This window comes from Rhodococcus sp. NPDC003382 (genome assembly GCF_053589135.1).
Genome location: NZ_JBSFRH010000015.1, coordinates 77,383 through 99,831, shown reverse-complemented (window position 1 = coordinate 99,831; position 22,449 = coordinate 77,383). Strand labels below are relative to the sequence as shown.

The following is a 22,449-nucleotide window of genomic DNA, read 5'->3' as shown; positions in this document are numbered from 1 at the left end:
CGGATGAAGATCACAGAAACCGCACCGTGACGACCGGCTCGGCGCGCACAATAGCGTTCCGGGAAGCACAGTCGACTGGAAGGTGACTGCCGTGTCCGATGATGTGCCCGTCGATCGGGGAAGCACCAAACAGAAAGTTGCTGCGGGAACGTCCATCGCGGCAGCCGTCATTCTCATGACCGTCGGCATCCTGCAACTCTTGCAGGGCATCGCCGCGGTCGCCGAGAACGAGTTGTTCGTGGTGGGCGTGGAGTACACGTTCAAGTTCGACTTCACGACGTGGGGCTGGATCCACATCGTGTTCGGAGTGGTGATCATCGTCGTGGGCCTCGTCCTGCTGACGGGAGCGACCTGGGCGCGCATGGCCGCGATCATTCTCGCGGCACTGTCGATCCTGGTGAATTTCATGTGGTTGCCGTACTACCCGTGGTGGTCGGTCCTGATCATCGCGCTGGACATCGTCGTCATCTGGGCGGTGTCCACCTGGCAGCCTGCGCCCATCACCTACTGAAGCGAGAACAACCCCGATCGCGGCAGGCACCCGCCTGCCGCGATCGGTTCTGTTCGCCGTCCACCGCCAGTGGGGTCCTTACCGATGCGAAACACGAAGCGGCAGTTGGATCACGGTGCCGATCCACTGCGCGACTCGGGTGCCGTCTGGGCTTCACGGGAGTAGAGTGCCGCGTGTGAACACCGGGACGGCATTGCGCCACACACGGATAGGCGATCCGGTAGAGCGCTGACCGCGGGCCGGGCGGCGAATCGCCGCCCGCAGTCGATCCGGGGACCCCCGAAGTACGTGCACGTTCCGCATGTACTTCCACCCCGAGAATCGACCACAGAAAGGGCAAACCTGTGCCCGCAACCTTCAACCACACGATCATCGCCTCCCGCGACCGCGAGGAGTCCGCGCGTTTCTTCCGCGAGCTACTGGAAGTCGGTGAAGCACCGTCCTGGGGCGTGTTCACCAACCTTCAGCTCGACGACGGCGTGCTGCTCCAGTTCGCCGAGCCGCCGGTCGAGATCCAGATGCAGCACTACGCGTTCCTGATCGACGACGAGCTGTTCGACCGCGCATACCGGCGTCTGGTCGATGCCGGTATCGAGCACTGGGCCGACCCGCACATGCAACGCCCCGGAGAAACAAACACCGAGCACGGTGGGCGCGGCGTCTATTTCAAGGACCCGTCCGGTCACGCGATCGAGCTGATCACCCGTCCGTACCTGTGACGGCCGCTGTCTCGGCCGGGTGCCCGGCGGGTGCCCGGCCGGGATCGGCGGAGGTGCCGGACGAGCGGAATCGCCACTTGGCCCACAGCCACCCCAGGCCGACCCACAGTTGCTGGTAGGCGATCCCGACCACCAGCGACGCCGCGAACGCGAACCACGGGTCGATGTCCCGCAGGTAGGGGTAGACGGTGAAGTGCGTCAGGTAGATGAACAGCGACGCGCTCGCCAGCACCTCCATCGGGCGGACGAGCAACGCCGGCCACCACATGCGCGGAATCCAGACGAACAGCAGCAATCCGCCGAGGACCAGTGCGGTTCGCTCGGGCTCGTCGTGGAAGAAGCCCGGCACCGTCGCGAGCGCGATCGCACTCACCACGACCCGCTGCCACACGGCGGTCGCGCGTGCCGCCGCCCAGCCGAGCGGGAACAGCCAGAACACCACGTACGACGCGAGGATCTGGCTGGTCGGGGTGTCCGGTCCGATCACCTGGTAGCGGGTGAGCAGCCCCGCCGCCACGAGCACCAGCGGAAACGCGAACGGGAAGCGGCGTTCTCGTTCGTCGACCCACGGGATCGCGAGCAGCACGGCGACCGCGAGCACGATGTACACCAGCGCCTCGACGAACCAGTACCGCCACTCGCGGGTCCAGGCGTCGGGACCGAACACACCGTTGAGGAGGAACACACTGCTCACCGGATGAATCCCGGTGACGGACACGACCCCACCGATCCACACCATGCTGGGCAGTGCGATCCGCGCGACGGACGCCAGCGTGTGCCGGAACCGGGCGCTGCGCGATCCCGCCAGGTTGAACCGCGCGAAGTTGTACCCGGCGGCGGCGAGCAGCACGTGCGCACCGCCGACGAGCTCGAACAGGTGCAGATGCGAACCGACGATGAAGACGATTGCCAGCGCACGGATCAGTACGTTCGTCTCGACTGTGCGCAACCCGCGCCGGGGCCGCCGGGTCTCGGTGGCCAGCTCGCGGAGCGGAGTGGTGTGCCAGTCGGCGGGCAGATTCCCCAGGAGCTTCTCGAGCCGCACCGACATCCGCACATAGGTGAGCGAGTCCCCGCCGAGGTCGACGAAGGTGCTGTCGTCGGTGACCTCGTCGGTGGCGAGAATCTCCGCGTAGAGCGCGCGCAACCGGGACAAGTCGACCGGGCCGGCAGCGGCGAGCGGTTCGTCCGGTGCGCGGTCGGCGAGGGCGGCGACGGCACGGAAGTCGGGTTTGCCGTTCTCGGTGCGCGGCAGGTCCGCGACCGGGACCACCCGCACGGCAGACTCGGGCAGCCCACTCGCCCGGGCGGCGAGCCCCCGGACGTGCCGCGGGTCGGCGTCGACGACCGCGACGATGAGCTGCTCGTCGCCGCCGGCGCAGCACGCGATCAGACCGTGAGCGGCGAGCGCTGCGTCGACCCGCTGCAGATCGATGCGCAGACCGAACAGTTTGGCGAAGCGGGACCGGCGTCCGACGATGCGGTACAGACCTGCCTCGGTACGCACGGCCAGGTCCCCGGTGCGCAGTTCGTCGACGACCCTTCCCGACGCGAGGTCGCCGGGTGTGGTCGCGTAGCCGAGCATGACGTTCGGTCCGGTGTAGACGAGTTCACCGGCCCCGTCCTCTCCCTCGGGGACCGGATCGATGCGAAACGAGCCGCCGGGAACCGGGACGCCGATGGTGTCCGGACACTGCGCCGTCAGTTCCGGCGGCAGATACGCCATGCGGGCGGTGGCTTCGGTCTGCCCGTACATGACGAAGAAGTCGAAGCCGCGGCGCCGCCCCAACTCGGCGTATCCGCGTACGCGCTCGGGATCGAGCCTGCCCCCAGCCTGCGTGACGTAGCGCAGGTGCTCGAGGTCCATGTCGGCGAAACCGACGCGATCGAGCAGGTCGAACGTGTACGGGACGCCGGCAAGCGCGCTGACGCGATGGTCGCGGACGAGGTCCCAGAATTCCGGTTCCGTGACGGACCGGTCGGTGAGCACCACCCCCGCGCCGCGCAGCAGGTGACTGTGCAGCACCGACAACCCGTAGCAGTAGTGCATCGGCAGCGTCGTGACGGCGCGGTCGGTGTCCCGGATTCCGAGGTAGTCGGCGATCGCCTCCGCATTGGCCTGAACGTTGTTGTGGGACAGGCGTACCAGTTTGGGTGAGCCGGTGGATCCGGAGGTGCTCAGCAACAGCGCCAGGTCCGGATGCAGATCGTGGGTCGTGCCGGGCGCGAGTTCGTCGAAACGGCCGTCGTCGACCACGACGTCGGGACGATAGGTCTCGATCATCCCGGCGAGGGCATCGCCGTTGCCGCCGGGCACCAGCAGCACCGGATGGCCGGATGCCAGTGCCGCCAGGTAGGCGACGATCGGGTCGAGGGCATTGGCGCCGGTGATCAGGACGAGGCGGCGGGTCGAGCCGAGCCGGCGGGCGACGGCATCGACCCGCTCGGCGAGTTCACGGTAGGAGATGTCGCGGCCGTCGACGATGAGCGCGGTCCGTTCCCCGTGAGCGGCGAGGCCCGAGGCGAACGGCACCCGCGAGCACTCGACGAGCTCGATGGAACGGGAAAGCACCGCGAAAGTCTATAAGGGAAGGCAAACCTAGTACAGGGCTGGGAGGGTGTGCGCGACACCGCTGAGCCGCTGACCAGGAGTTTCACGGTAGGAGCCGTAGCCGCAGCACCCCGACTGCCCCCGTCCGCGCCCAGCGGGCGTCGGTACAGTGGGACTCGGAGAGTCGGCCGCACACGAGCGACGCGACCGAACACGAAGGAGCCCGGAGCGATCGTGAACAGTGAACGGGACGAGTCACCGGACTCGTCGCCGTCGATCATGGACCGCCTGCATCGTCTGCGCGAACACATCGCGGCACGACCCACCCTGAACACGACCTACCGGGTCACGGTGGCCATGGTCGGAACGATCGTGCTGGTCCTCGGCGTCGTCGCGATCCCCTATCCCGGCCCGGGATGGCTGATCGTGTTCGCCGGGCTCGGCATCCTCGCCTCGGAGTTCGCATGGGCGCATCGGACCCTGCACGGCGTGCGCACCCGCTACGACCGGTTCATGGCCTGGTTCTCCCGCCAGTCGAGGGTCGTGCGCGGCGCCGGCGCGCTCGGAACCGGCGTCGTCGTGCTCACGACACTGTGGCTGCTGGGAACGTTCGGCCTCGTCGGCGGCTGGGCCGGCCTCGAGTACTCGTGGATGGACAGCCCGCTGTGATCGGCCGTCTCAGCGGCTGACGGCCTTCTGGTAGCGGTGGATCGCCAAGGGCACGAACACGATCAACATCAGGGCCGTCCACAGCAGTGAGGCCAGGATCGGATTCTGCAACGGCCACACGTCGGGCGTCGGCATCATCGGGTTCGTGTTCCCGAACATCTCACGCACCGCCTGCGTCAGCGCGGACATCGGATTCCACTCGGCGATCGTGCGCAACAGCGGCGGCATCGACGACGGGTCGACGAAGGTGTTGGCGATGAACGACAACGGGAAGATCACCATGAAACTCGCGTTGTTGAACACCTCCGGCGTGCGGATCCACATACCGATGACCGCCATGACCCACGACAACGCGTAGGCGAACAGCAACAGCAGCAGATATCCGGCCGCGGCCTCGCCCAGTGACGTGTTGATGCGCCAGCCCACCACGAGACCGGTCAACGACATCACGACCAGGCTCACCACGTTGATGAGCACGTCGGTCGTGGTCCGGCCGATGAGCACCGCGGACGGAGCCATCGGCAGGGAGCGGAACCGGTCGATGATGCCCTTCTGCAGGTCCTCGACCATTCCCAGACCGGTCCACGTGGACCCGAAGATCACGGTCTGCGTGAAGATGCCCGCGATGAGGAATTCGCGGTACGACATGCCCGGGATCTCGATGGCGCTGCCGAACACGTACGCGAACAGCAACACGAACATGATCGGCGAGAGGATCGTGAACACGATCAGGTCGGGCACACGCTTGATCTTGATGACGTTGCGTTTGGCGATGGTGAGGCCGTCGGACGCGACCATCTGCACCGAGTTCACCGCGCCACCTCCTTCTCGTCCTCGGCCTCGTGGCCGGTCAGCGTGAGAAACACGTCGTCGAGCGTCGGTTTGCGCAACGCCACATCCACCACACGCACCTCCGCAGCGGACAGCTTGCCCAGCGCGGCGACGAGAGCTTCGGCGCCGCCGCCGTCGGACGACCCGACCGGGACCGTGAGCGTTCCCGCGCCACCGTCGACCTGGATTTCACCGGCGGCGACGGCTGCGAGTTCGCGCACCGCGATCTCGCGGTGCGCCTGGTCGGGGATCCCCAGTTCGATGCGCTCGCTGCCCACGAGGCTCTTGAGTTCGTCGGCCGTCCCCTCGGCGATCACCCTGCCGTGGTCGATCACGGCGATGTCGTCGGCGAGCCGTTCCGCTTCCTCCATGTACTGCGTGGTGAGCAGCAGCGTCGTGCCGCGCGCCACCAGCTGTTCGATCACCTCCCACAGCCCGAGCCGAGCACGCGGATCGAGACCGGTGGTGGGCTCGTCGAGGAACAGCACCGGGGGTTCGGCGACGAGCGCGCCCGCGAGGTCGAGGCGTCGGCGCATACCTCCGGAATATCCCTTGACGGGACGGTCCCCCGCCTCGACGAGATCGAACTGTTCGAGCAGTTCACGGGCACGTTCCCGGCTGCGTTTGGCACCGAGGTGGTAGAGCCGGCCCACCATCTCGAGATTCTCGAAGCCGGTCAGGTACTCGTCGACCGCCGCGTACTGCCCGGACGCCCCGATGTGCGAGCGCAGGGTGCGGGCATCGGCGACGACGTCGTAGCCGGCGACCTGGGCACGACCGGCGTCCGGCACCAGCAGCGTGGTCAGCACCCGCACGGTGGTGGTCTTGCCCGCCCCGTTCGGTCCGAGCAGCGCGGTCACCGTGCCCTCCGGGACCCGGAGGTCGACGCCGTCGAGCGCGGTGACCTTCCCGTATGTCTTGATCAATCCTTCTGCGACTATGGCATCGACCATCGGTCCTCCCCTGACCGTCGTGTGCCGCCCAGTCTGCCCGACGACACCGACAAGTCGCGACCGATTTTCTGCGCGGGCGCCGCTCAGCCGTCCGCGAGCTTCGCCTGGAACCGTCGCATCCCGGCGATCCAGCGGTCGTAGTCGGCACCCTTGTAGCGGTACATGTCGAGCACTTCGGGGTGCGGCAGGATCAGGAAGTGCTCCTCCGCGATCGCGGCGAGGACGACCTCCGCCACCTCGGACGGCTCGAGGACCTTCCCTGCGGAGGTGACGGCGCGCGTCGCCATGTCGCCGAGCCCGGTTCCGGATCGTTCCCCTTCCCGCAGCAACGCGGTCTCGACTCCCATGGGACACAGGCACGACACACGAATTCCCTTGTCGCCGTAGGTAACCGATAGCCATTCCGCGAACCCGACGGCCGCGTGCTTGGTCACCGAATAGGTGGCCGATCCGATCTGCGTCAGCAGGCCGGCTGCGGATGCGGTGGACACGAAATAGCCCTCGCCGCGGTCGAGCCATCTCGGCACGAGCAACTGTGCGGCGCGCACGTGGGCGCGGACGTTCACGTCGAACGCGCGGTCCCACACGGATTCGTCGGCGTCGAGACCGGGCGCGCCGGTGATCCCGGCGTTCGCGAAATACAGTGCCACCGGTCCTAATTCGTGTTCCGCGCAGTCGAGGAGGGTGCCGATCTCGGCACTGTCGGCCACGTCGGCCCGCACCCCCAGGACCGAGCCCTTCCCGGCGGGATCGAGTCCGGCCGCAACCCGCTGCACGGCGTCGCCGTCGAGGTCCGCGAGGAGAACCTTGGCCCCCGCCGCGACGAGACTTGCCGCGATCGCGGCACCGATGCCGCCTCCCGCCCCGGTGACGACCGCAACTTTGCCCTCGACCTGCACATTGCCCCCTTCACGACGATGTTCGTCCCTGCCCAACGGACGAACGTACCCTCAACGCCGCGGTTGCGGGAGCGTCACCGCGCCACCGGGGAGGTCCGACGGCGGGGCAGAGCCAATTCGCGCAGACGCACCCAGTCCAGGGCGGGTGCGGGCAGACGGACCCCCGGCCGGTTCCGGGGAACCCGCACGCGCAGGGCACCCGGGGTGATCGTGCACCGGACCGGTGTCGGCAGGCGCAGGGCCTCGCCGTCGACGCCGACCGGGATGTCGGGTGCGTCGGCGTCGATGACCACCTCGGTGGCGGTGCGCTGCACAAGACCGCGGCTGCGCGCCCGATTGAGCAGACCGACCGCCTGCCGGGCGCTGGACACCGAGATCGCCACGACCCCGAGCCGGCCCCGGTCCAGCCTGGTGCGCCGGCCCATCCCGGCCAGGTCGTCGGTGGTGTACGGGCCGTTGCTGACCAGGATCGCCTGGGGGCCGTCCACGAGTTCCCCGTCGATGCGGGCACGCAAGCGCGCCCTGCCGTCACCGGCGAGCAGATCCGGCAGCATGTCCAGCACGGTCCCGGTCTTGTCGTCGCGATAGTTCGGGCTCTGCACGATGTCGGCATACACCCCGAACGAGGCGTTGTTGACGAACGTGCGGCCGTCGATGTCGCCGAGATCGACGCGCAGTTCGACGCCGTCGCGCAGTGCGTCGAGGCCGGCGGCGGGGTCGTCGCGATCCAGACCGAGATCGAGTGCGAAATGATTGCGGGTCCCGGCACTGATCACCAGGAACGGAATGTCGTGCGCTGCGGCGATGCCCGCCACGAGCGCCTGGGTGCCGTCACCGCCGGCGACACCCAGCAGATCGGCTCCGCGTGCGACGGCCTCGAGCGCCAGCGCCTCGACGTCGACGGGTTCGGGTCCGTCGAGCAACGCCACCGTGGCGCCCAGCTCCTCGGCCTTGCGTTGCAGATCGAACTTGACCACTTTCCCGCCGCCGGAACGCGGATTCATCACCAGGAACGGCTTCTCCACCGGCGCCGCAGGATATTCGGGCTGTCCGGTCTCGTCGTGGTGGATACGCAGCGCCGCGCGGGCACACACGAGGGCGAGCGCCACGAGGACACCTGCGACGACCACGACCCACAGGTTTCTCTCGCGGATGTACAACGCCAGCACCGCGATCGGTACGACGACGGCCAGAACGAGCGCCGCCGCCCTCACCGCGCCACGCCGGGACAGGAACCAGTAGATCGCTGCGATGGTGATCGCGACCCCGGCGATTCCCACGACCACGAGCAGCACCGCACCGCCCACACCCGCCTCGGCGATCGGCAGGACGATCGCGACGAGCACACAGAGCGCCGCGGCGCGCGCCCACCAGCGTGCCGCGCCCGGAATTTCGTCGACGACGGCGGACACGATCGGTCACCCGCTCGGTGCGTCTGCGTCGACGTCCGCCGCTGCGTCGCGACCGGACTGTTCCTGCCACATCCGAACCGGACGCACGAACACTTCGAGCACCAGCAGCGCGAGGAGCACACCGATCACGATCCACACGACCACCATGCCCGTGGGGTACCGCCAGAACATCAGCAGCACCGCACCGATCGCAACGATCGCCACCCGCAACGGAACTCGGGCCCGAGCCACCCACAGTTCGACTTCGTTGGGCGGGCGTGTGCGACGTGCTCGCTGCAGGGTGTCCAGTCCGCGACCGAATCCGCGGCGCACCGCGGTGGCCGAGGCGGAGCCTCCGGTCAGGTACGCGGCCACCGCGATCACCAGGCCGAGGACGGCGACACCGCGCAGCGCGGCCCGGAGCGGCACGAGCACCGTGTCGATGAGTGTGGAGGCGGCGTCGGGAGACAGGACGTCCGGTGGAATCTGGTCGAGATATATTGCGCGCCCGATGATCAGACCGACGGCGAGCACGAACATCCCGATCGCCAGGGCGACGCCCACGAACGCGAGGGCGCGTAGGCGGCGGCCCGTCGGTGCGACCACCACGGCGGCCACGGCCGCGGCGATCGTGACCCACGGCAGGATGTCGGCGGCCTTGTCCAGCGCGGACACTGCACGTTGCGCCCGAACGAGATCCGGTGACTGGAACAGCACGAACTGCTTGTCGATCGCCGGGATCTTCTCGGCGAACGTGAAGCCGCGATCGATCAGGCGTGCCTTGACATTGTCGATGACCGTCCCCAGCGAGATGCTGACGGTGCCGGACTCGTCCACCGTCACGGAAGACGGCCCGACATCGCCCGTCACGACCGCGACCAGCCCGTTGTGGGCGGCCCGGTTCGCTTGGATCCACAGGTCGTCGAACTGATCGCTGCGCACCAGCGACAACACCGTTTCGTTGACGAAACTGCGTGCCTGTCCGGCGATCACCGGCGCCAGCCCGTCGATCGCGCGATCGAGACGCGGCGCGTTCTCGGCTGCCGGCACCAGGTCGGTGAGTGCCGACAGGGCGTCCGACGTGAGCTGCTGGACGTCGACCCGGTCGAAGATCTCGTCGGTGACGGAGTTGGCGATCTGATTCTGGATCGCCGGATCCGACGCCAACGGGGCGACGGTGGTGACGTACCGGTCGGTATCGAGAACTTCGCCGCGCACGAAACGCGCTGTCACCGTGGCGATCGACAGGACTCCGACCAGGACGGTCAGGATCGCCACCGCCGTCCATCGCAGCGCATGGCGAGGCTTCCGCTCCGGGGGCGCGCCCTCGGCGGGAACCTCCGCGGCCTTCGACCGTAGGGTCGCGACCTCGGCGCGCAATCGCTCCAGTTCGGCCCGCTCGCCCGAGGCGAGCGGGCCGTCCGGGACACCCGATCCGGTCGGGCCGACACCCGATGTCATCGTCGTGGATCAGTCGTAGGTCAGTAGTACTCGGCGGCCTGCGGCTTCCACGTCGACACGGCCCAGATCACCACGATGTTCAGCGCGATGATCAGGATCGACCACCACGGGTAGTACGGCAGCCACAGGAAGTTCGCGATGATCGACAGTGCCGCGATGATGATCGCGCTGACCCGCGCCCACGTCTGGCCCGCCATCAACGCGATACCCACGAGGATCATGAGGACGCCGAGAACGATGTGGATCCAGCCCCAGCTGGTGAAGTCGAGCTTGTAGATGTATTCGACGCCACGCACGAACACTTCGTCCTCGGCGACGGCGGCGATTCCTTGGAAGAGGGAGATGATGCCGAGGGTCACGAGGATCACCGCGGCCCCGATGGAGGTGCCCGCAGCGATTCCCTGCTTGACGCTGCCGGCCTCCGGATTGACACGCACATCTTCGGACATGAGAGTTCCTTTGACGAGGTGAGTGGTATCGGTAGTATGCGCGCGGTTGGCGTTCTCGGCACGACTTTGATGATCAACTCCAGAACTCGCCTCCCGGCCCGATGCGTGGTGCCGACGAACCCGGAATTGCACCGGGCCCCACGGGATACCGACGAGATCCCGTCTGCCAGCGGAAACAGGGCCGGAGACCTGTGCGGAGCGCTATCGTCGAGGGTCGAAACGCTGTACCCGTCCTCACGAAAAGAGACCACCGTGACCGGTACCGAAGTCGACGAGATGGGGCCCATCGACTATCTCGTCATCGAATTTCCCGCCGACCGGCCTCCGGACGGCTCCGCCCTGCCTCTGCTGGTCGACCTCGTCGAACGCGGCATCATCCGCGTGCTCGACCTCGAGTTCGTCCAGAAGGGCGCCGACGGTTCCGTGTCCGGGATCGACATCACCGACGTCGGGCTCCAAGGAGACTTCGACGTGACACTGTTCGCCGAAGCGTACTCCGGACTGCTCGACGAAACCGACCTCGCCGAGGCCGGTGAGGCGCTGGAACCGGGATGCTCGGCGGCCGTCCTGATCTACGAGAACACTTGGGCAGCACCGCTGGCGGCAAAGTTACGCCACAACGGGGCTCAGCTCGTCGCGTCGGGACGGGTGCCGGTGCAGGGCATCCTGGCATCGCTCGATGCTCTCGAAGCCAAGAGCTGACCGAGTTCCAGGACCGACAGGAACCGCACATCCAGAGAAAGGTTGAACCATGCCCGGATTGCTCCGCGGCGTCGCCCGGACCGCCGTGATCGCGGGAACCGCGACGTCCGTGTCGAATCGTGTCTCGCGCCGCCAAGGACAGCGCTGGGCCCGGCAGGAACAGGAAGAGTACGCCCGTGCGCAGCAGCAGCAGCAAGCTGCACCTCCGCCGCCGCCACAACCTCAGGCTTCGGGTGGCGTCGACCGGCTCGAGGCGCTGAAACAACTCGGCGAGCTGAAGGCCCAGGGTGTGCTCACCGAGGCCGAGTTCGAAGCCGAGAAGGCCCGAATCCTCGCCGGCTGACCCGGTGCTCCCCCCTTTTTCCGAGCGAACGGTACATCCGATCGATCCAAGGAGACGAGCGATACATTCGCTCGGAAAAAAGAGGGGTGGGTTGTGCGCTCGAAGAACACCGGAAAGGTGAGCGCGCCGAGAGCAGGGTCGGCCGGCAGTCGGGTTGGCCGGCCGACCCGTCAGCTCATGGCCGTCTTACCCAGTGCGTGCGCCTTGAGCTGCTGGAACTCCGCCTCGGTGATCACTCCCGAGTCCAGGAGCGACTTGGCCTCCGAAATACTTTCGGCGGGCGACTTTCCCGCGACCTCCCTGATGTACTGATCGGTGGCCTGCTTGGCTTCGACCTGCGCTGCACGCGCACGCTCGGCCATGCCCCGGCCCCGGACGATCAGGTAGATGAACGCGCTCAGGTATGGGAACAGCACCAGCACGATCACCCACACCGCCTTGACCCAGCCGGAGACGGTGTGATCCCGGAACAGGTCGACCAGGATCTGGAACAGCACGATCAGGTACGCCACGAAGGCGAACACTACGATCGTGTACCACACGTAATCCCAAAACGAATCCATGACGTGCACCTTTCCGAGTGCGCAGGGCGAACGGATCCTCCAGCGGAGGATTCTCCGGCTATCTTGCTCCCGCGCGCAGCGGAATTCCGTGCAGTTCGCCAAAATTGGCGGTCGAGTCTTCTCAGATTCCCGCCCGGGCACTCACCCTGCCCGCGTCGATCGCAGCGAGGAGCAGCTTTCTGTCGTTCTTGTTGCGCTGGGAATACAGCTCCGCGAATTCTGCGATCGCCTCGTCGAACTCCGTGCCGGGGCCGAGGTAGGTGGCGATCGCGACGCGGTCGCTCGACCGCGCGTGCCCGTAGGCGAGCACCCGGCCGCACAACCTGCCGTACAACGCCATTCCTGTCGGGGTCATCGCCTCGATGACCGCCGAGCCCTTGCCGTCGCGGAGTTGCCGGATGTAGAAGTCGCGCTGCACTCCGTCCGCGCCCACGCCCGCCTGCCAGCCGAGGAAGATGTCGCTCGCCGCCTGCATGAGCCGCTGCCCGTTGACGACACGTTCACCTTCGTTCTCGAAGGTCGGGCCGTCGACGTAGTCCGCGAGCACCGATCGCTGGGCTTCCTTGGCCTGCAGGAACAACGGGTCGTCGTCGTCCCGTCCGCGGAGCAGCATGATCCAGGCGCGGGTGCCGACGCTGCCGACGCCGACCACCTTGCGGGCGGCCTGCACGAATTCGAACTGTTCGAGCAGGACACGCCGGTCCCACTGCAGGGTCGACCGGTAGGACCGGAGACGTTCGTGCAGCTCCTTGTAGATCAGTTCGGTGTCGAGGTCGGGGAAGACCTCCTCGATCGGGACGATGAGCGGTGGCGCGCTGATGATCCGGCGTTTGCCGTCGACGATCGTCGTGAGTTTTCCGAGCGCCTGCACGCTGTCGCGGGTCATCGATTTCTCGATGAGTTTGCGGGTGCGTTTCTTCATCGTCGAATCGAGTTCGTCGCGCAGTTCCACGAGTTCGGTGGACGGTTCGATGTGCGAATACCAGACCGCGAGGTTCCCCCGCTCGGCCTGGGCGAGCATCGTCTCGCGGTATTCGGCGACGCACGCCCGGGTGATCCGTTTGCGGTCCCTACCGGTGAACCCGTTGTCGCGGGCCGCGACCGCGAGGCTCGTCACGAGCCGTTTGACATCCCATTCGAACGGACCCGGATAGGTCTCGTCGAAGTCGTTGACGTCGAATGCCAGTTTCCGTTCGGGTGTGGCGTAGAGCCCGAAGTTGCTCACGTGCGCGTCCCCGCACAACTGGCATTGCAGGCCGCTGTTCGGGGTGCGCGACAGATCGTCCGCCATCACCAGGGCCGCGCCGCGGTAGAACGCGAACGGGGAACTGGACATCCGCCCGTACCGGACCGGGACCAGTTGCGGTATCCGGGTCGCCGCCTGCCGTTGGAGCAACCCCATCGGATCGCGCGGTTCGTCGGGCGACACCTCGGCGAGTGCGGCGATCGGGGTGGCGCGCCGCGCCGCGAGACCGGCCTCGACGCGCTCTTGGTGTGTGGGGTGATGGACGACGTGCCCGTTCGTTTGCGTCATGGTCGACCCTCCGAGCGGCTGTGCCGATCGTTCCGGTCCACAGGCCGGGCGTCCGGCAATCGGGATGCGCGGTGCCGACGGCGCCGGCGGTATCCACGGTATCCCGCCCACCGGGTCCGGGTGCGGCGAACGAAACGCCGCTGGGGATCAGCCGGTCACCCGTGCCGCGTTGCCCGCGTCGACGGGCAGAACCGTGCCGCTGATGTGTGCGGCGGCCTCGGCGGCGAAGAACAGCACGACCCGGGTGATCTCCTCGGGATCGAGCCACGGCACGGGCTGTGCGTGCAGGGACGTGAACACCGGGGCCACATCCTCGGCGGTCGGTTTCCCGAGGTCGGGGCGCAGCATGCCGTACAGGAAGTCGTTGTGGATCATCGGGGTCGAGATGTTGCCGGGAGCAACGGCATTGACGGTGATCCCGTGCTGCGCGAGGTCGAGGGCGGCACTCTTCGTCAGGCCGATGACACCCCACTTGGAGGCGCTGTAGGCCGCCATGTTGGTGTTGCCGGCCCGGCCGAGCATCGAGGAGATCGTCACGATCCGGCCGTAGCCGCGCTCGATCATGCCTGGTGCGACCGCTCCGATGGTGTTGAACACGCCCGTGAGGTTCGACGAGATCGCCTCGTCCCACATGTTCTGCGGCATCACCTGTACCGGCGCCGCGACGGAGACCCCGGCGTTGGCGACCGCGATGTCGACGCGGCCGAATTCGTCGGTGGCGCGAGCGACGAGCTTGTCGAGGGCGCCACGGTCGGCGGTGTCGAGTTTTTCCGCGATCACGCGCCGGCCGGTGGCCTCGATCAGGCGAACGGTTTCCGCGAGGTCGTCGTCGGTCGCGAGCGGGTAGAACACCGCGTCGCTGTTCTCGCAGCGATCGCAGATCACCACGTCGGCGCCGCGCTCGGCGAACGCGACCGCGTGCGAACGGCCCTGCCCGCGCGCCGCTCCCGTGACCAGCGCGACCTTGCCCTCGAATTCGTTCACGTCCACTCCTGTGCGTCGGCTACCCGACCATCGATACGCGAGTGGGATCGGTCCCACCAGAACCGATCCCACTCACCGAACCGACGGCGAAGCTATCCGCGGGACAGGACCAGCCCCGAGGTCGGTACGCCGGTGCCCGCGGTGACGAGTGCGTTCTCGACGTCGGGTACCTGATTGACCGAGGTGCCGCGGATCTGACGCACCGCCTCGGCGATGCCGTTCATGCCGTGGATGTACGCCTCGCCGAGTTGGCCGCCGTGCGTGTTGAGCGGCAGGTGCCCGCCCAGTTCGATGCCTCCGTTCGCGACGAAGTCCTTCGCCTCGCCGGGCTTGCAGAATCCGAGTTCCTCGAGCTGCATGAGCACGTACGGGGTGAAGTGGTCGTAGAGCACCGCCGTCTGCATGTCCTGCGGCGTCAGACCGGACTGCTCCCACAACTGGTTGCCGACGATCCCCATCTCCGGCAGACCCGTCAACCCGTCGCGGTAGTAGCTGGTCATGATGAACTGGTCCTGCGCACTGCCCTGGGCCGCACCGGCGATCAGCACCGGCGCCTGCTTCAGGTCCTTCGCGCGTTCGGGACTGGTCACCACGATCGCGACACCGCCGTCCGATTCCTGGCAGCAGTCGAGCAGGTGCAGCGGCTCGGCGATCCACCGCGAGTTCTGGTGGTCCTCGAGCGTGATCGGCTTGCCGTAGAAGAACGCGTTCGGGTTGGTGGCGGCGTGCTTGCGGTCCGCGACCGCGACCGCACCGAAGTCGGCGCTGGTCGCGCCGGTGGCGTGCATGTACCGCTGCGCCACCATCGCGACGAACGACGCCGGGGTGCTCAGACCGTGCGGGTAGGAGAACGCGTTGTCGGTGCCCGACGAGTTGACCTGCGTGGCCAGCGCCGAGTTGACCTGACCGAAGCGGGCGCCCGAGCGCTCGTTGAACGCGCGGTAGGCGACGACGACGTCGGCGACACCGGTGGCCACCGCCATCGCGGCCTGCTGCACCGTCGCGCACGCGGCGCCGCCGCCGTAGTGGATGCGCGAGAAGAACTTCAGGCTCGGGATCCCCACCGACCGTGCGACCGCGACCTCGGTGTTGGTGTCCATCGTGAACGACGTGAGGCCGTCGACGTCCTCGGGGCGCAGCCCGGCGTCGTCGAGGGCGGCGCGCACCGCTTCGGCGGCGAGGCGCAGTTCGCTGCGGCCCGAGTCCTTGGAGAAGTCGGTGGCGCCGATGCCGACGATGGCGGCGCGGCGGGACAGCCCGCTCATGCGGTACCTCCGATCACGAGGGTGGCCTTGGCGTTGATGTGGTTACCGAGGCTGTTGCTGCCCACGATGTCCAGGGTGATCAGGCCCTCGTCGACGGACGCGACGGTGCCCGTCAGGTTCAGCGTGTCGTACGCGTACCAGGGCACCCCGAGCCGCAGCGAGATCGACTTGATCACGGCGCGGGGACCGGCCCAGTCGGTGACGTAACGCTGCACCAGGCCGGTGTCGGTGAGGATGTTGACGAAGATGTCCTTCGATCCCTTTTTCCGGGCGAGGTCGCGGTCGTGGTGGACGTCCTGGAAGTCCCTGGTGGCCAGCGCGCTCGACACGATGAAGGTCGGGTCCCCGTAGACGGACAGGGCGGGCAGGGTCTCCCCCACGGTCACGGTTGCGGTGTTCATGCGGTCTCCTGACGGGGGGTCCAGGCGTACAGCGTCCACGGTGCGCCGCCGGTCTCGTCGTCGCCCGGGAAGTCGAGGTAGGTCACCTCGACGGGCATGCCGATGTGGACCTGCGCGGGATCGACACCGCGCAGCTCACCGAGCATGCGGACACCTCCCTCCTCCAGTTCGACCAGCGCCACGACGAACGGCAGCGACCGGCCGGGCACCTTCGGTGCGTGGTGCACGACGTAGCTGAAGACGGTGCCGCGACCGGATGCCACGACATAGTCGGTGGTTTCGGTCTTGTCGAGCCAGAGCGCGGGAACCGGGGGATGCTGCAGGGACCCGTCCGGCCGGCGCTGGATGCGCAGCTCGTGCGCGGCGACTCCGTCCCAGAAGAACTGAGAGTCCGGCGACGCGGAGGGACGCAGCAGCCGGGTCGGGTCGAGGTCCTCCGGCACCGCCGGTGCGTCCGCGGCCGCAGGCGCCTCCTTGGCGGGCGGCGCGAATTTCAGGATGCGGAACAACATTTCGGCGACGACCTCGTCGCCGACCTTCCAGATGTTGCGGGTCGTGAAGAACCAGCCCTCACCGAGACCGGTCTTCTTCGGGCCCACCACATCCTCGAGGGTGGACTCGATCGTGACCTCTTCACCGGGCCGCAGGTAGCGGTGGTAGATCTGGTCGCAGTTCGTCGCGACCACGGAGGTGTAACCGGCCTCGTCGAGGATGTTCGTCATCCGGCCGAGCGGATCGTCCTCCTCGCGCTTGGCGCCGAGTCCGCGCATCGTCCACACCTGGGCCATCGCCGGCGGTGCGACCAACCCGCCGTGCCCGGCCGCGACCGCGGCATCGGGGTCGGTGTAGATCGGGTTCTCGTCGCCGATCGCCTCGAGCCAGTTGCGGATCATCGGCATGTTCACCGGGTCGCGTCCGGCGCGGGGCTTCGACGGCCCGTCACCGCGAACCCGTTCCGCGGCGGCGAGGATCTCCTCGGGTGTCGTCATCGAAAGTGCCTCTCTCACCGCGGAACCCGGGGCATGCCCAGGCCCGCCGTCGCGATCAGTTCGCGCATCACCTCGTTGACGCCACCACCGAAGGTGATGACGAGGTTCCGCTTGATCTGCATGTCCAGCCAGCTCAGCAGTTCGCCCGTTTCGGGATCGGCGGGGTCGCCGTAGCGCCCGACGATCTCCTCGGCGAGCCGGCCGACCCGCTGGATACGTTCGGTGGCGAACACCTTGGTCGCCGACGCGTCCGCGATGTCCACGGCCTCGGATTCGCTGGCCGCGACCTGCCAGTTGAGCAGTTCGTTGAGGCGGAAGGTCGCGTGGATCTCACCGAGCGCGCGGCGCACGTCGGGCTCGCCCAGCAGATCGTGCGTCTTCGCCCATGCGGCCACGTGATCGTAGAGTCCGCCGACCTTGCCGGCCGGTCCGAGCATGACGCGCTCGTGGTTGAGCTGGGTGGTGATCAGCTTCCAGCCCTTGTTTTCCTCTCCCACAAGCATGTTCGCCGGGACCCGCACGTCGCTGTAGTAGGTCGCGTTGACGTGGTGGGCACCGTCGCACGTGATGATCGGGGTCCAGCTGAAACCCGGATCGGTGGTGTCGACGATGAGGATCGAGATGCCGCGGTGCCGCGAGTCGGCGGGACCGGTGCGCACCGCGAGCCAGATGTAGTCGGCGTCGTGGCCGCCGGTGGTGAAGATCTTCTGGCCGTTGACGATATAGGTGTCGCCGTCGCGCACGGCGCTGGTGCGCAGCGCGGCCAGGTCGGTGCCTGCCTCCGGTTCGGAGTAGCCGATCGCGAAGTGCACCTCACCGGAGAGGATGGCGGGCAAGAACTTTCGCTTCTGCTCCTCGGTGCCGTACACCTGCAGGGTCGGGCCGACGGTCTGCAGCGTCACGCTCGGGAGCGGGACGTCGGCGCGCACCGCTTCGTTGGCGAAGATCTGCTGTTCGATCTCGCCGAACCCGCGGCCGCCGAATTCCTTCGGCCAGCCCACGCCGAGCCAGCCGTCCTTGCCCATGCGGCGGATGACCTCACGGTAGGTGGGGCCGTGCCGCTCCGTGCGCATGATCGCGGCCTCCTCCGGGGAGATGAGATCCGCGAAGTAGGTTCGCAGTTCCGCCTGCAGCGCGCGCTGCTCGTCGGTCAGATCGATGAACACCGGGCCCCCACGAGGTCGAGTCGGTACGAGGCGCCGCCGATCAGGCGCGCCAGATCCTTGGCGGTCGAGGAATAGCGGTGCAGCGGGTAGGTCACGTCGACCCCGATGCCACCGTGCAGGTGGTGCAGCACCCGCATCGCGGGTGGCAGCTCCTCGGCGATCCAGTAGGCGGTGACGTCCAGATCGTCGTCCACCGCCGCCGAGCGGGCCCCGTCGTGAGCGACGCGCCAGGTCGACGCGAGCGCCGCGACGTGCAGGGTGCGCGCGGTGACGTAGACGTCGGCGATCTCCTGGGCCACGGCCTGGAAGGTCGCGAGCGGCTTGCCGAACTGATGGCGCGTGCTCAGGTGTTCGGCGGTCAATGCCGTTGCCCCGTCGAGCAGTCCGTCCGCGTATGCACCGATCGACGCGAGTGCGAGGCGGTACAGGACCGCGACGTCGGCGTCCGGATCCGCGCCGTCACCGAGGAGGGTGCCGACCGCGCCGTCGAACCGCACCGAGAACTCGGGGCTCCCCGCGGCGGACGGGCTCGCGGTCGCGGTGACACCGTCGGCGGTCGCGTCGACGGCGACGACACCGGCGTCCGTGGGCACCAGGATGTGCCGCGCGGTCGCGGCATACGGGACCGCGACGAAGTAGCCGGTGACCGCGTGGCCGCCGTCCACGGGCACCGCGGTCGCGGCCGGCGCGGCCGGGAACGGCCGGCCCTGCTCGGACAGTGCCGCGGTGAGCACGGCCCCGCCCGGGACGTCGGCGAGCAGCGCGTCCTGCTGCTCGTCGGTGGCCAGCGCGACGACGGGCAGTACCCCGAAGCCGAGCGTGGCCAGGGCCGGGACCGGGGCGGCCTTGCGGCCGATCTCGGTCAGTACCGTCGCGACCTCACCGACACCGAGTCCGGCGCCGCCGAGGCGTTCGGGTAGGGCCAGCGCGAGCAGATCGGCGCCGGCGAGCGCGGACCACAGGTCGTCTGCGGTCAGGTCGCGGGCGAGCAGGTCGACGGCGACTTCCGCCACCGCCTCCTGCGTCTCGTCACGTGCGAAGTCCACAATTCCACCTTCGATTAGAACGTGTGCCACGTTGTAGCACCGCTGAGCGGGTCCGAGCAGTGCAAGTCCCGGTCACCGGGGCAGCCCCAGCAGACGTTCGGCGGCCAGGCTGAGGAGGATCTGTTCGGTGCCGCCGGCGATGGTCAGGCAGCGCGTGTTGAGGAATTCGCGGCTGAGCGGACCCTCGACCCACCCGGCCTCCCCCGCCAGGTCCATCGCCAGCTCGGAGGTGTCCTGCCGCTGCCGCACACCGATGAGCTTGCGCACGCTCGACGCCGGACCCGGATCCTGACCGCCGAGCTGCGCGAGGGTCGTGCGCAGGTCGAGCAGCGAACCCGCCATCGCCTCGCAGATCTGGGTGGCGATGCGATCCTCGGCAACCGGGTCGCCGGGGCTGGACAGCTCGATCAGATCCTCGATGGCCTTGCCGAGCGACGACTTGCTGCCCATCGCGACCCGCTCGTTCGCGAGGGTGGTGCGCGCCAGTTTCCAGCCGCCGCCGAGCCCACCGACCACGCAGTCGTCGGGAACGAACACGCCGTCGAGGAAGACCTCGTTGAACAGTGCGTCGCCGGTGATCTCGCGCAGCGGCGAGACGGTGATACCCGCGGACTTCATGTCCACCAGGAAGTAGGTGATGCCCTTGTGTTTCGGTGCGTCGCGGTCGGTGCGGGCCAGACAGATCGCCCAGTCCGCGACCTGGGCGAGCGACGTCCACACCTTCTGCCCCTGCAACTTCCAGCCGCCGTCGACCTTCTCCGCGGTCGTGCGCAGCGCCGCGAGATCGGAACCGGCGCCGGGCTCGGAGAAGAGCTGGCACCAGACGATGTCGCCGCGCAGCGTCGGCATCGCGAATCGCTCGATCTGCTCGGGGGTTCCGTGCTCGAGGATCGTGGGCACCGCCCACCAGCCGATCACCAGATCGGGCCGCTCCACGCCGGCCGCGGCGAGTTCCTCGTCGATGAGAATCTGCTCGGCGGCGCGGGCGCCCCGGCCGTACGGGGCGGGCCAGTGCGGTGCGAGGTAACCGGATTCGGCAAATGCGTTGCGCCGCTCCGGTTCCGGAAGACCGGCGAACTCGGCGATCTCGGCGCGGATGCGGGCGCGCTCGTCGTCGAACTCCGACAGGTCGATGCCGAGGTGACGGCGGACGCCCGCGCGGGTCAGCGCGGTGACCCGCGCACGCCACCACGTGGACCCACCGAGCAGCTGGCGGGTGGCCACGGCGCGACGCAGATACAGATGGGCGTCGTGCTCCCAGGTGAACCCGATGCCGCCGAGCACCTGGATGGCGTCCTTGGCGGTCTGCACCGCGGCGTCGAGCGAGACGGCGGCCGCGACGGCCGCGGCGATGGGCAGTTCGTCCGGCGCGGTGTCGGCGGCGGAAGCCGCGTCCCACGCGGTGGCACGGATCTTCTCGGTGCGGCACAACATCTCGGCGCACAGGTGCTTGACCGCCTGGAACGCACCGATCGGCTGCCCGAACTGTTCGCGGATCTTCGCGTACTCGACCGCGGTGGTCAGCGCCCAGCCGGCGATGCCGGCGAGTTCGGCGGCGGCGAGTGTCGCGGCCAGGTCCCGGACCAGACCGGAACGTACGGTCACGACACGGTCGGCGGTGACCGCGACCGAGTCGAGCCGCACTCTCGCCAGCGCGCGGGACTTGTCGAGGGTGTCGAGGGGCTCGAGATGCAGGCCGGGGCTGTCGGCGTCGACGAGCGCCCAGCGCTCCTCGGCCTCGGACGCATCGGCACCGCCGGCACCGGCGACGCGGACAAGGACCGCCACCCCGGGTTCCGCGGCGATCGCGGGTCCGGCGTCGCCGCCGAGGGTCAGGCCGTCGGTGGCGTCGGTCGCGTCGACCGCGAGATCGAGCGCGGCGGCCACGGGTACGGTGCCCTCGCTCAGCAGGGCGGCCGTCTTGGCGGCGGAGTCGCCTCCGGAACCGAACACGAGCGCGGCGAGCGCGGTCGTGAGAACCGGTCCCGGTGCCAGTTCGTGCGCGGCCTGCTCGAGCATCACGGCCAGATCCACCGTGGTGGCGCCGAGCCCGCCCGCGCATTCGGGAACGGCCACCCCGAACAGGCCCAATTCGGCGAGCGAACCCCAACCCTGCTTCCACATTTCCGCTGGCTGGTGGCGTAACTTGTCTATCGGAGACGCGGAGCGCGCCCAAGCACGCACGGAGGCCTGGACAGCCCGCTGCTCCTCGGTGGTGGCGATACTCACAGCGGATCTCCGCCTTTCGAAAATGACATCAACGTCTAGAACGTGTTCTAATATGACACCGGTTCAGAGTCAAGGTGTGAGGAAAAAGTCCATGACGATACCGCCCAGCTCGCGTTCGACCGGAAGTGGAACACTGTCCGCCCTCACCGAGGACGATCTCAGTTCCAACGCCCAGAAAGAACGCCGCAAGCGGATACTCGACGCGACCCTGGCGCTCGCTTCCAAGGGTGGATACGAGGCCGTCCAGATGCGCGCGGTCGCCGAGCGCGCCGACGTCGCGGTCGGCACCCTCTACCGGTACTTCCCGTCCAAGGTGCACCTGCTGGTGTCCGCGCTCGGCCGGGAATTCGCACGCATCGACAGCAAGGGCAAGATCCCGCCGGGCCACACCCCGCTCGAACGCATGAACCTGATCCTGAGCCTCATCACCCGCGCCATGCAGCGCGACCCGCTCCTCACCGAAGCGATGACGCGCGCGTTCATGTTCGCCGACGCATCGGCCGCCGCCGAGGTCGACCGGGTCGGCCAGCTCATGGACCGGCTGTTCGCCCGCGCGATGAACGAAGGCGAGCCGACCGAGGAAGAGCTGGCCGTCGCGCGCGTCATCAGCGACGTGTGGCTCTCGAATCTCGTGGCGTGGCTGACCCGCCGTTCGTCGGCGACCGACGTCGCCCGCAGACTCGAGCTCACCGTCGAACTGCTGCTCGGCGACGGCTCCCGCCGGCCCGCCCAGGTGCCCGTCGCCGGCTCCTGAGAGCTCCCGGAACGAACCTGTAACCGGGAACACGCCCCG

The 22,449-nt window shown here is 68.2% G+C and carries 22 protein-coding genes; 6 read left to right on the top strand and 16 right to left on the bottom strand.

Features of this window, described 5'->3' with window-relative positions:
- The first annotated feature begins 91 nt into the window (after nt 1–91).
- Together ACWDUD_RS12910 and ACWDUD_RS12905 are read left to right on the top strand one after the other, a co-directional pair.
- Entirely contained in the window at nt 92–511 is a 420-nt protein-coding gene (locus ACWDUD_RS12910) for a DUF7144 family membrane protein (protein ID WP_450109585.1), read from the top strand.
- A 344-nt stretch (nt 512–855) separates the two neighbouring features.
- Complete coding sequence (locus ACWDUD_RS12905; RefSeq protein WP_450109584.1) at nt 856–1,230, top strand: VOC family protein; 375 nt, start codon at nt 856–858, stop codon at nt 1,228–1,230.
- On the opposite strand, the gene ACWDUD_RS12900 is transcribed toward ACWDUD_RS12905, so the two are convergent.
- Nucleotides 1,211–3,802 (bottom strand): AMP-binding protein, encoded by a 2,592-nt coding sequence (locus ACWDUD_RS12900; protein ID WP_450109583.1) that lies wholly within the window; start codon nt 3,800–3,802, stop codon nt 1,211–1,213. The two genes, ACWDUD_RS12905 and ACWDUD_RS12900, sit on opposite strands and share 20 nt — an antisense overlap.
- Before the next feature lie 258 nt (nt 3,803–4,060).
- Between ACWDUD_RS12900 and ACWDUD_RS12895 the strand changes: the two genes are divergently transcribed.
- Entirely contained in the window at nt 4,061–4,450 is a 390-nt protein-coding gene (locus ACWDUD_RS12895; protein WP_248676169.1) for a TIGR02611 family protein, read from the top strand.
- 9 nt (nt 4,451–4,459) lie between these two features.
- Here the strand turns inward: ACWDUD_RS12895 and ACWDUD_RS12890 are convergent, their stop codons facing one another.
- The 6 genes from ACWDUD_RS12890 to ACWDUD_RS12865 form a co-directional block, all read right to left on the bottom strand.
- A complete protein-coding gene (locus ACWDUD_RS12890; protein WP_450109582.1) occupies nt 4,460–5,263 on the bottom strand; it encodes an ABC transporter permease in 804 nt (267 codons plus the stop codon).
- Nucleotides 5,260–6,234, bottom strand: coding sequence for an ATP-binding cassette domain-containing protein (locus ACWDUD_RS12885; RefSeq protein WP_450109581.1), 975 nt, complete (start codon nt 6,232–6,234; stop codon nt 5,260–5,262). Before ACWDUD_RS12885 ends, ACWDUD_RS12890 begins: the two co-directional genes overlap by 4 nt.
- Nucleotides 6,235–6,317: 83 nt before the next feature.
- On the bottom strand, nt 6,318–7,133 hold the full coding sequence (locus tag ACWDUD_RS12880; protein ID WP_450109603.1) for an SDR family oxidoreductase: 816 nt from the start codon (nt 7,131–7,133) through the stop codon (nt 6,318–6,320).
- 74 nt (nt 7,134–7,207) lie between these two features.
- The gene (locus ACWDUD_RS12875; RefSeq protein ID WP_450109580.1) at nt 7,208–8,545 is read right to left on the bottom strand and encodes a diacylglycerol/lipid kinase family protein; all 1,338 of its coding nucleotides are present in this window, start codon (nt 8,543–8,545) and stop codon (nt 7,208–7,210) included.
- 6 nt (nt 8,546–8,551) lie between these two features.
- Nucleotides 8,552–9,985: a hypothetical protein gene (locus ACWDUD_RS12870; RefSeq protein WP_450109579.1), complete on the bottom strand. Its 1,434-nt coding sequence runs from the start codon at nt 9,983–9,985 to the stop codon at nt 8,552–8,554.
- A 20-nt stretch (nt 9,986–10,005) separates the two neighbouring features.
- Complete coding sequence (locus tag ACWDUD_RS12865; protein WP_450109578.1) at nt 10,006–10,434, bottom strand: DUF7144 family membrane protein; 429 nt, start codon at nt 10,432–10,434, stop codon at nt 10,006–10,008.
- A gap of 252 nt (nt 10,435–10,686) precedes the next feature.
- On the opposite strand from ACWDUD_RS12865, the gene ACWDUD_RS12860 reads away from it, so the two are divergent.
- Nucleotides 10,687–11,136: a DUF6325 family protein gene (locus ACWDUD_RS12860; RefSeq protein ID WP_450109577.1), complete on the top strand. Its 450-nt coding sequence runs from the start codon at nt 10,687–10,689 to the stop codon at nt 11,134–11,136.
- Between the two features lie 49 nt (nt 11,137–11,185).
- A complete protein-coding gene (locus ACWDUD_RS12855) occupies nt 11,186–11,479 on the top strand; it encodes an SHOCT domain-containing protein (protein ID WP_450109576.1) in 294 nt (97 codons plus the stop codon).
- 170 nt (nt 11,480–11,649) lie between these two features.
- On the opposite strand, the gene ACWDUD_RS12850 is transcribed toward ACWDUD_RS12855, so the two are convergent.
- The 9 genes from ACWDUD_RS12850 to ACWDUD_RS12810 form a co-directional block, all read right to left on the bottom strand.
- A complete protein-coding gene (locus tag ACWDUD_RS12850) occupies nt 11,650–12,042 on the bottom strand; it encodes an SHOCT domain-containing protein (protein ID WP_450109575.1) in 393 nt (130 codons plus the stop codon).
- Between the two features lie 121 nt (nt 12,043–12,163).
- Nucleotides 12,164–13,576 carry a DUF2252 domain-containing protein gene (locus ACWDUD_RS12845; protein WP_450109574.1) on the bottom strand — a complete coding sequence of 471 codons (1,413 nt, stop codon included), beginning with the start codon at nt 13,574–13,576 and terminating at the stop codon, nt 12,164–12,166.
- A 147-nt stretch (nt 13,577–13,723) separates the two neighbouring features.
- Nucleotides 13,724–14,560 (bottom strand): mycofactocin-coupled SDR family oxidoreductase, encoded by an 837-nt coding sequence (locus tag ACWDUD_RS12840; protein ID WP_450109573.1) that lies wholly within the window; start codon nt 14,558–14,560, stop codon nt 13,724–13,726.
- 92 nt (nt 14,561–14,652) lie between these two features.
- The gene (locus ACWDUD_RS12835; protein WP_450109572.1) at nt 14,653–15,825 is read right to left on the bottom strand and encodes a lipid-transfer protein; all 1,173 of its coding nucleotides are present in this window, start codon (nt 15,823–15,825) and stop codon (nt 14,653–14,655) included.
- A complete protein-coding gene (locus tag ACWDUD_RS12830; RefSeq protein ID WP_450109571.1) occupies nt 15,822–16,226 on the bottom strand; it encodes a MaoC family dehydratase in 405 nt (134 codons plus the stop codon). Before ACWDUD_RS12830 ends, ACWDUD_RS12835 begins: the two co-directional genes overlap by 4 nt.
- Nucleotides 16,223–17,215 (bottom strand): bifunctional MaoC family dehydratase N-terminal/OB-fold nucleic acid binding domain-containing protein, encoded by a 993-nt coding sequence (locus ACWDUD_RS12825; protein WP_450109570.1) that lies wholly within the window; start codon nt 17,213–17,215, stop codon nt 16,223–16,225. Before ACWDUD_RS12825 ends, ACWDUD_RS12830 begins: the two co-directional genes overlap by 4 nt.
- Nucleotides 17,216–17,229: 14 nt before the next feature.
- Nucleotides 17,230–18,381 (bottom strand): acyl-CoA dehydrogenase family protein, encoded by a 1,152-nt coding sequence (locus ACWDUD_RS12820; protein WP_248676152.1) that lies wholly within the window; start codon nt 18,379–18,381, stop codon nt 17,230–17,232.
- Entirely contained in the window at nt 18,366–19,427 is a 1,062-nt protein-coding gene (locus tag ACWDUD_RS12815) for an acyl-CoA dehydrogenase family protein (protein ID WP_450109569.1), read from the bottom strand. Before ACWDUD_RS12815 ends, ACWDUD_RS12820 begins: the two co-directional genes overlap by 16 nt.
- Before the next feature lie 72 nt (nt 19,428–19,499).
- Nucleotides 19,500–21,656 (bottom strand): acyl-CoA dehydrogenase family protein, encoded by a 2,157-nt coding sequence (locus ACWDUD_RS12810; protein ID WP_450109568.1) that lies wholly within the window; start codon nt 21,654–21,656, stop codon nt 19,500–19,502.
- A 91-nt stretch (nt 21,657–21,747) separates the two neighbouring features.
- Here ACWDUD_RS12810 and kstR point away from each other — a divergent pair, with 91 nt between their 5' ends.
- Nucleotides 21,748–22,410 carry a cholesterol catabolism transcriptional regulator KstR gene (kstR, locus tag ACWDUD_RS12805; RefSeq protein WP_420752412.1) on the top strand — a complete coding sequence of 221 codons (663 nt, stop codon included), beginning with the start codon at nt 21,748–21,750 and terminating at the stop codon, nt 22,408–22,410.
- Nucleotides 22,411–22,449: the final 39 nt, after the last annotated feature.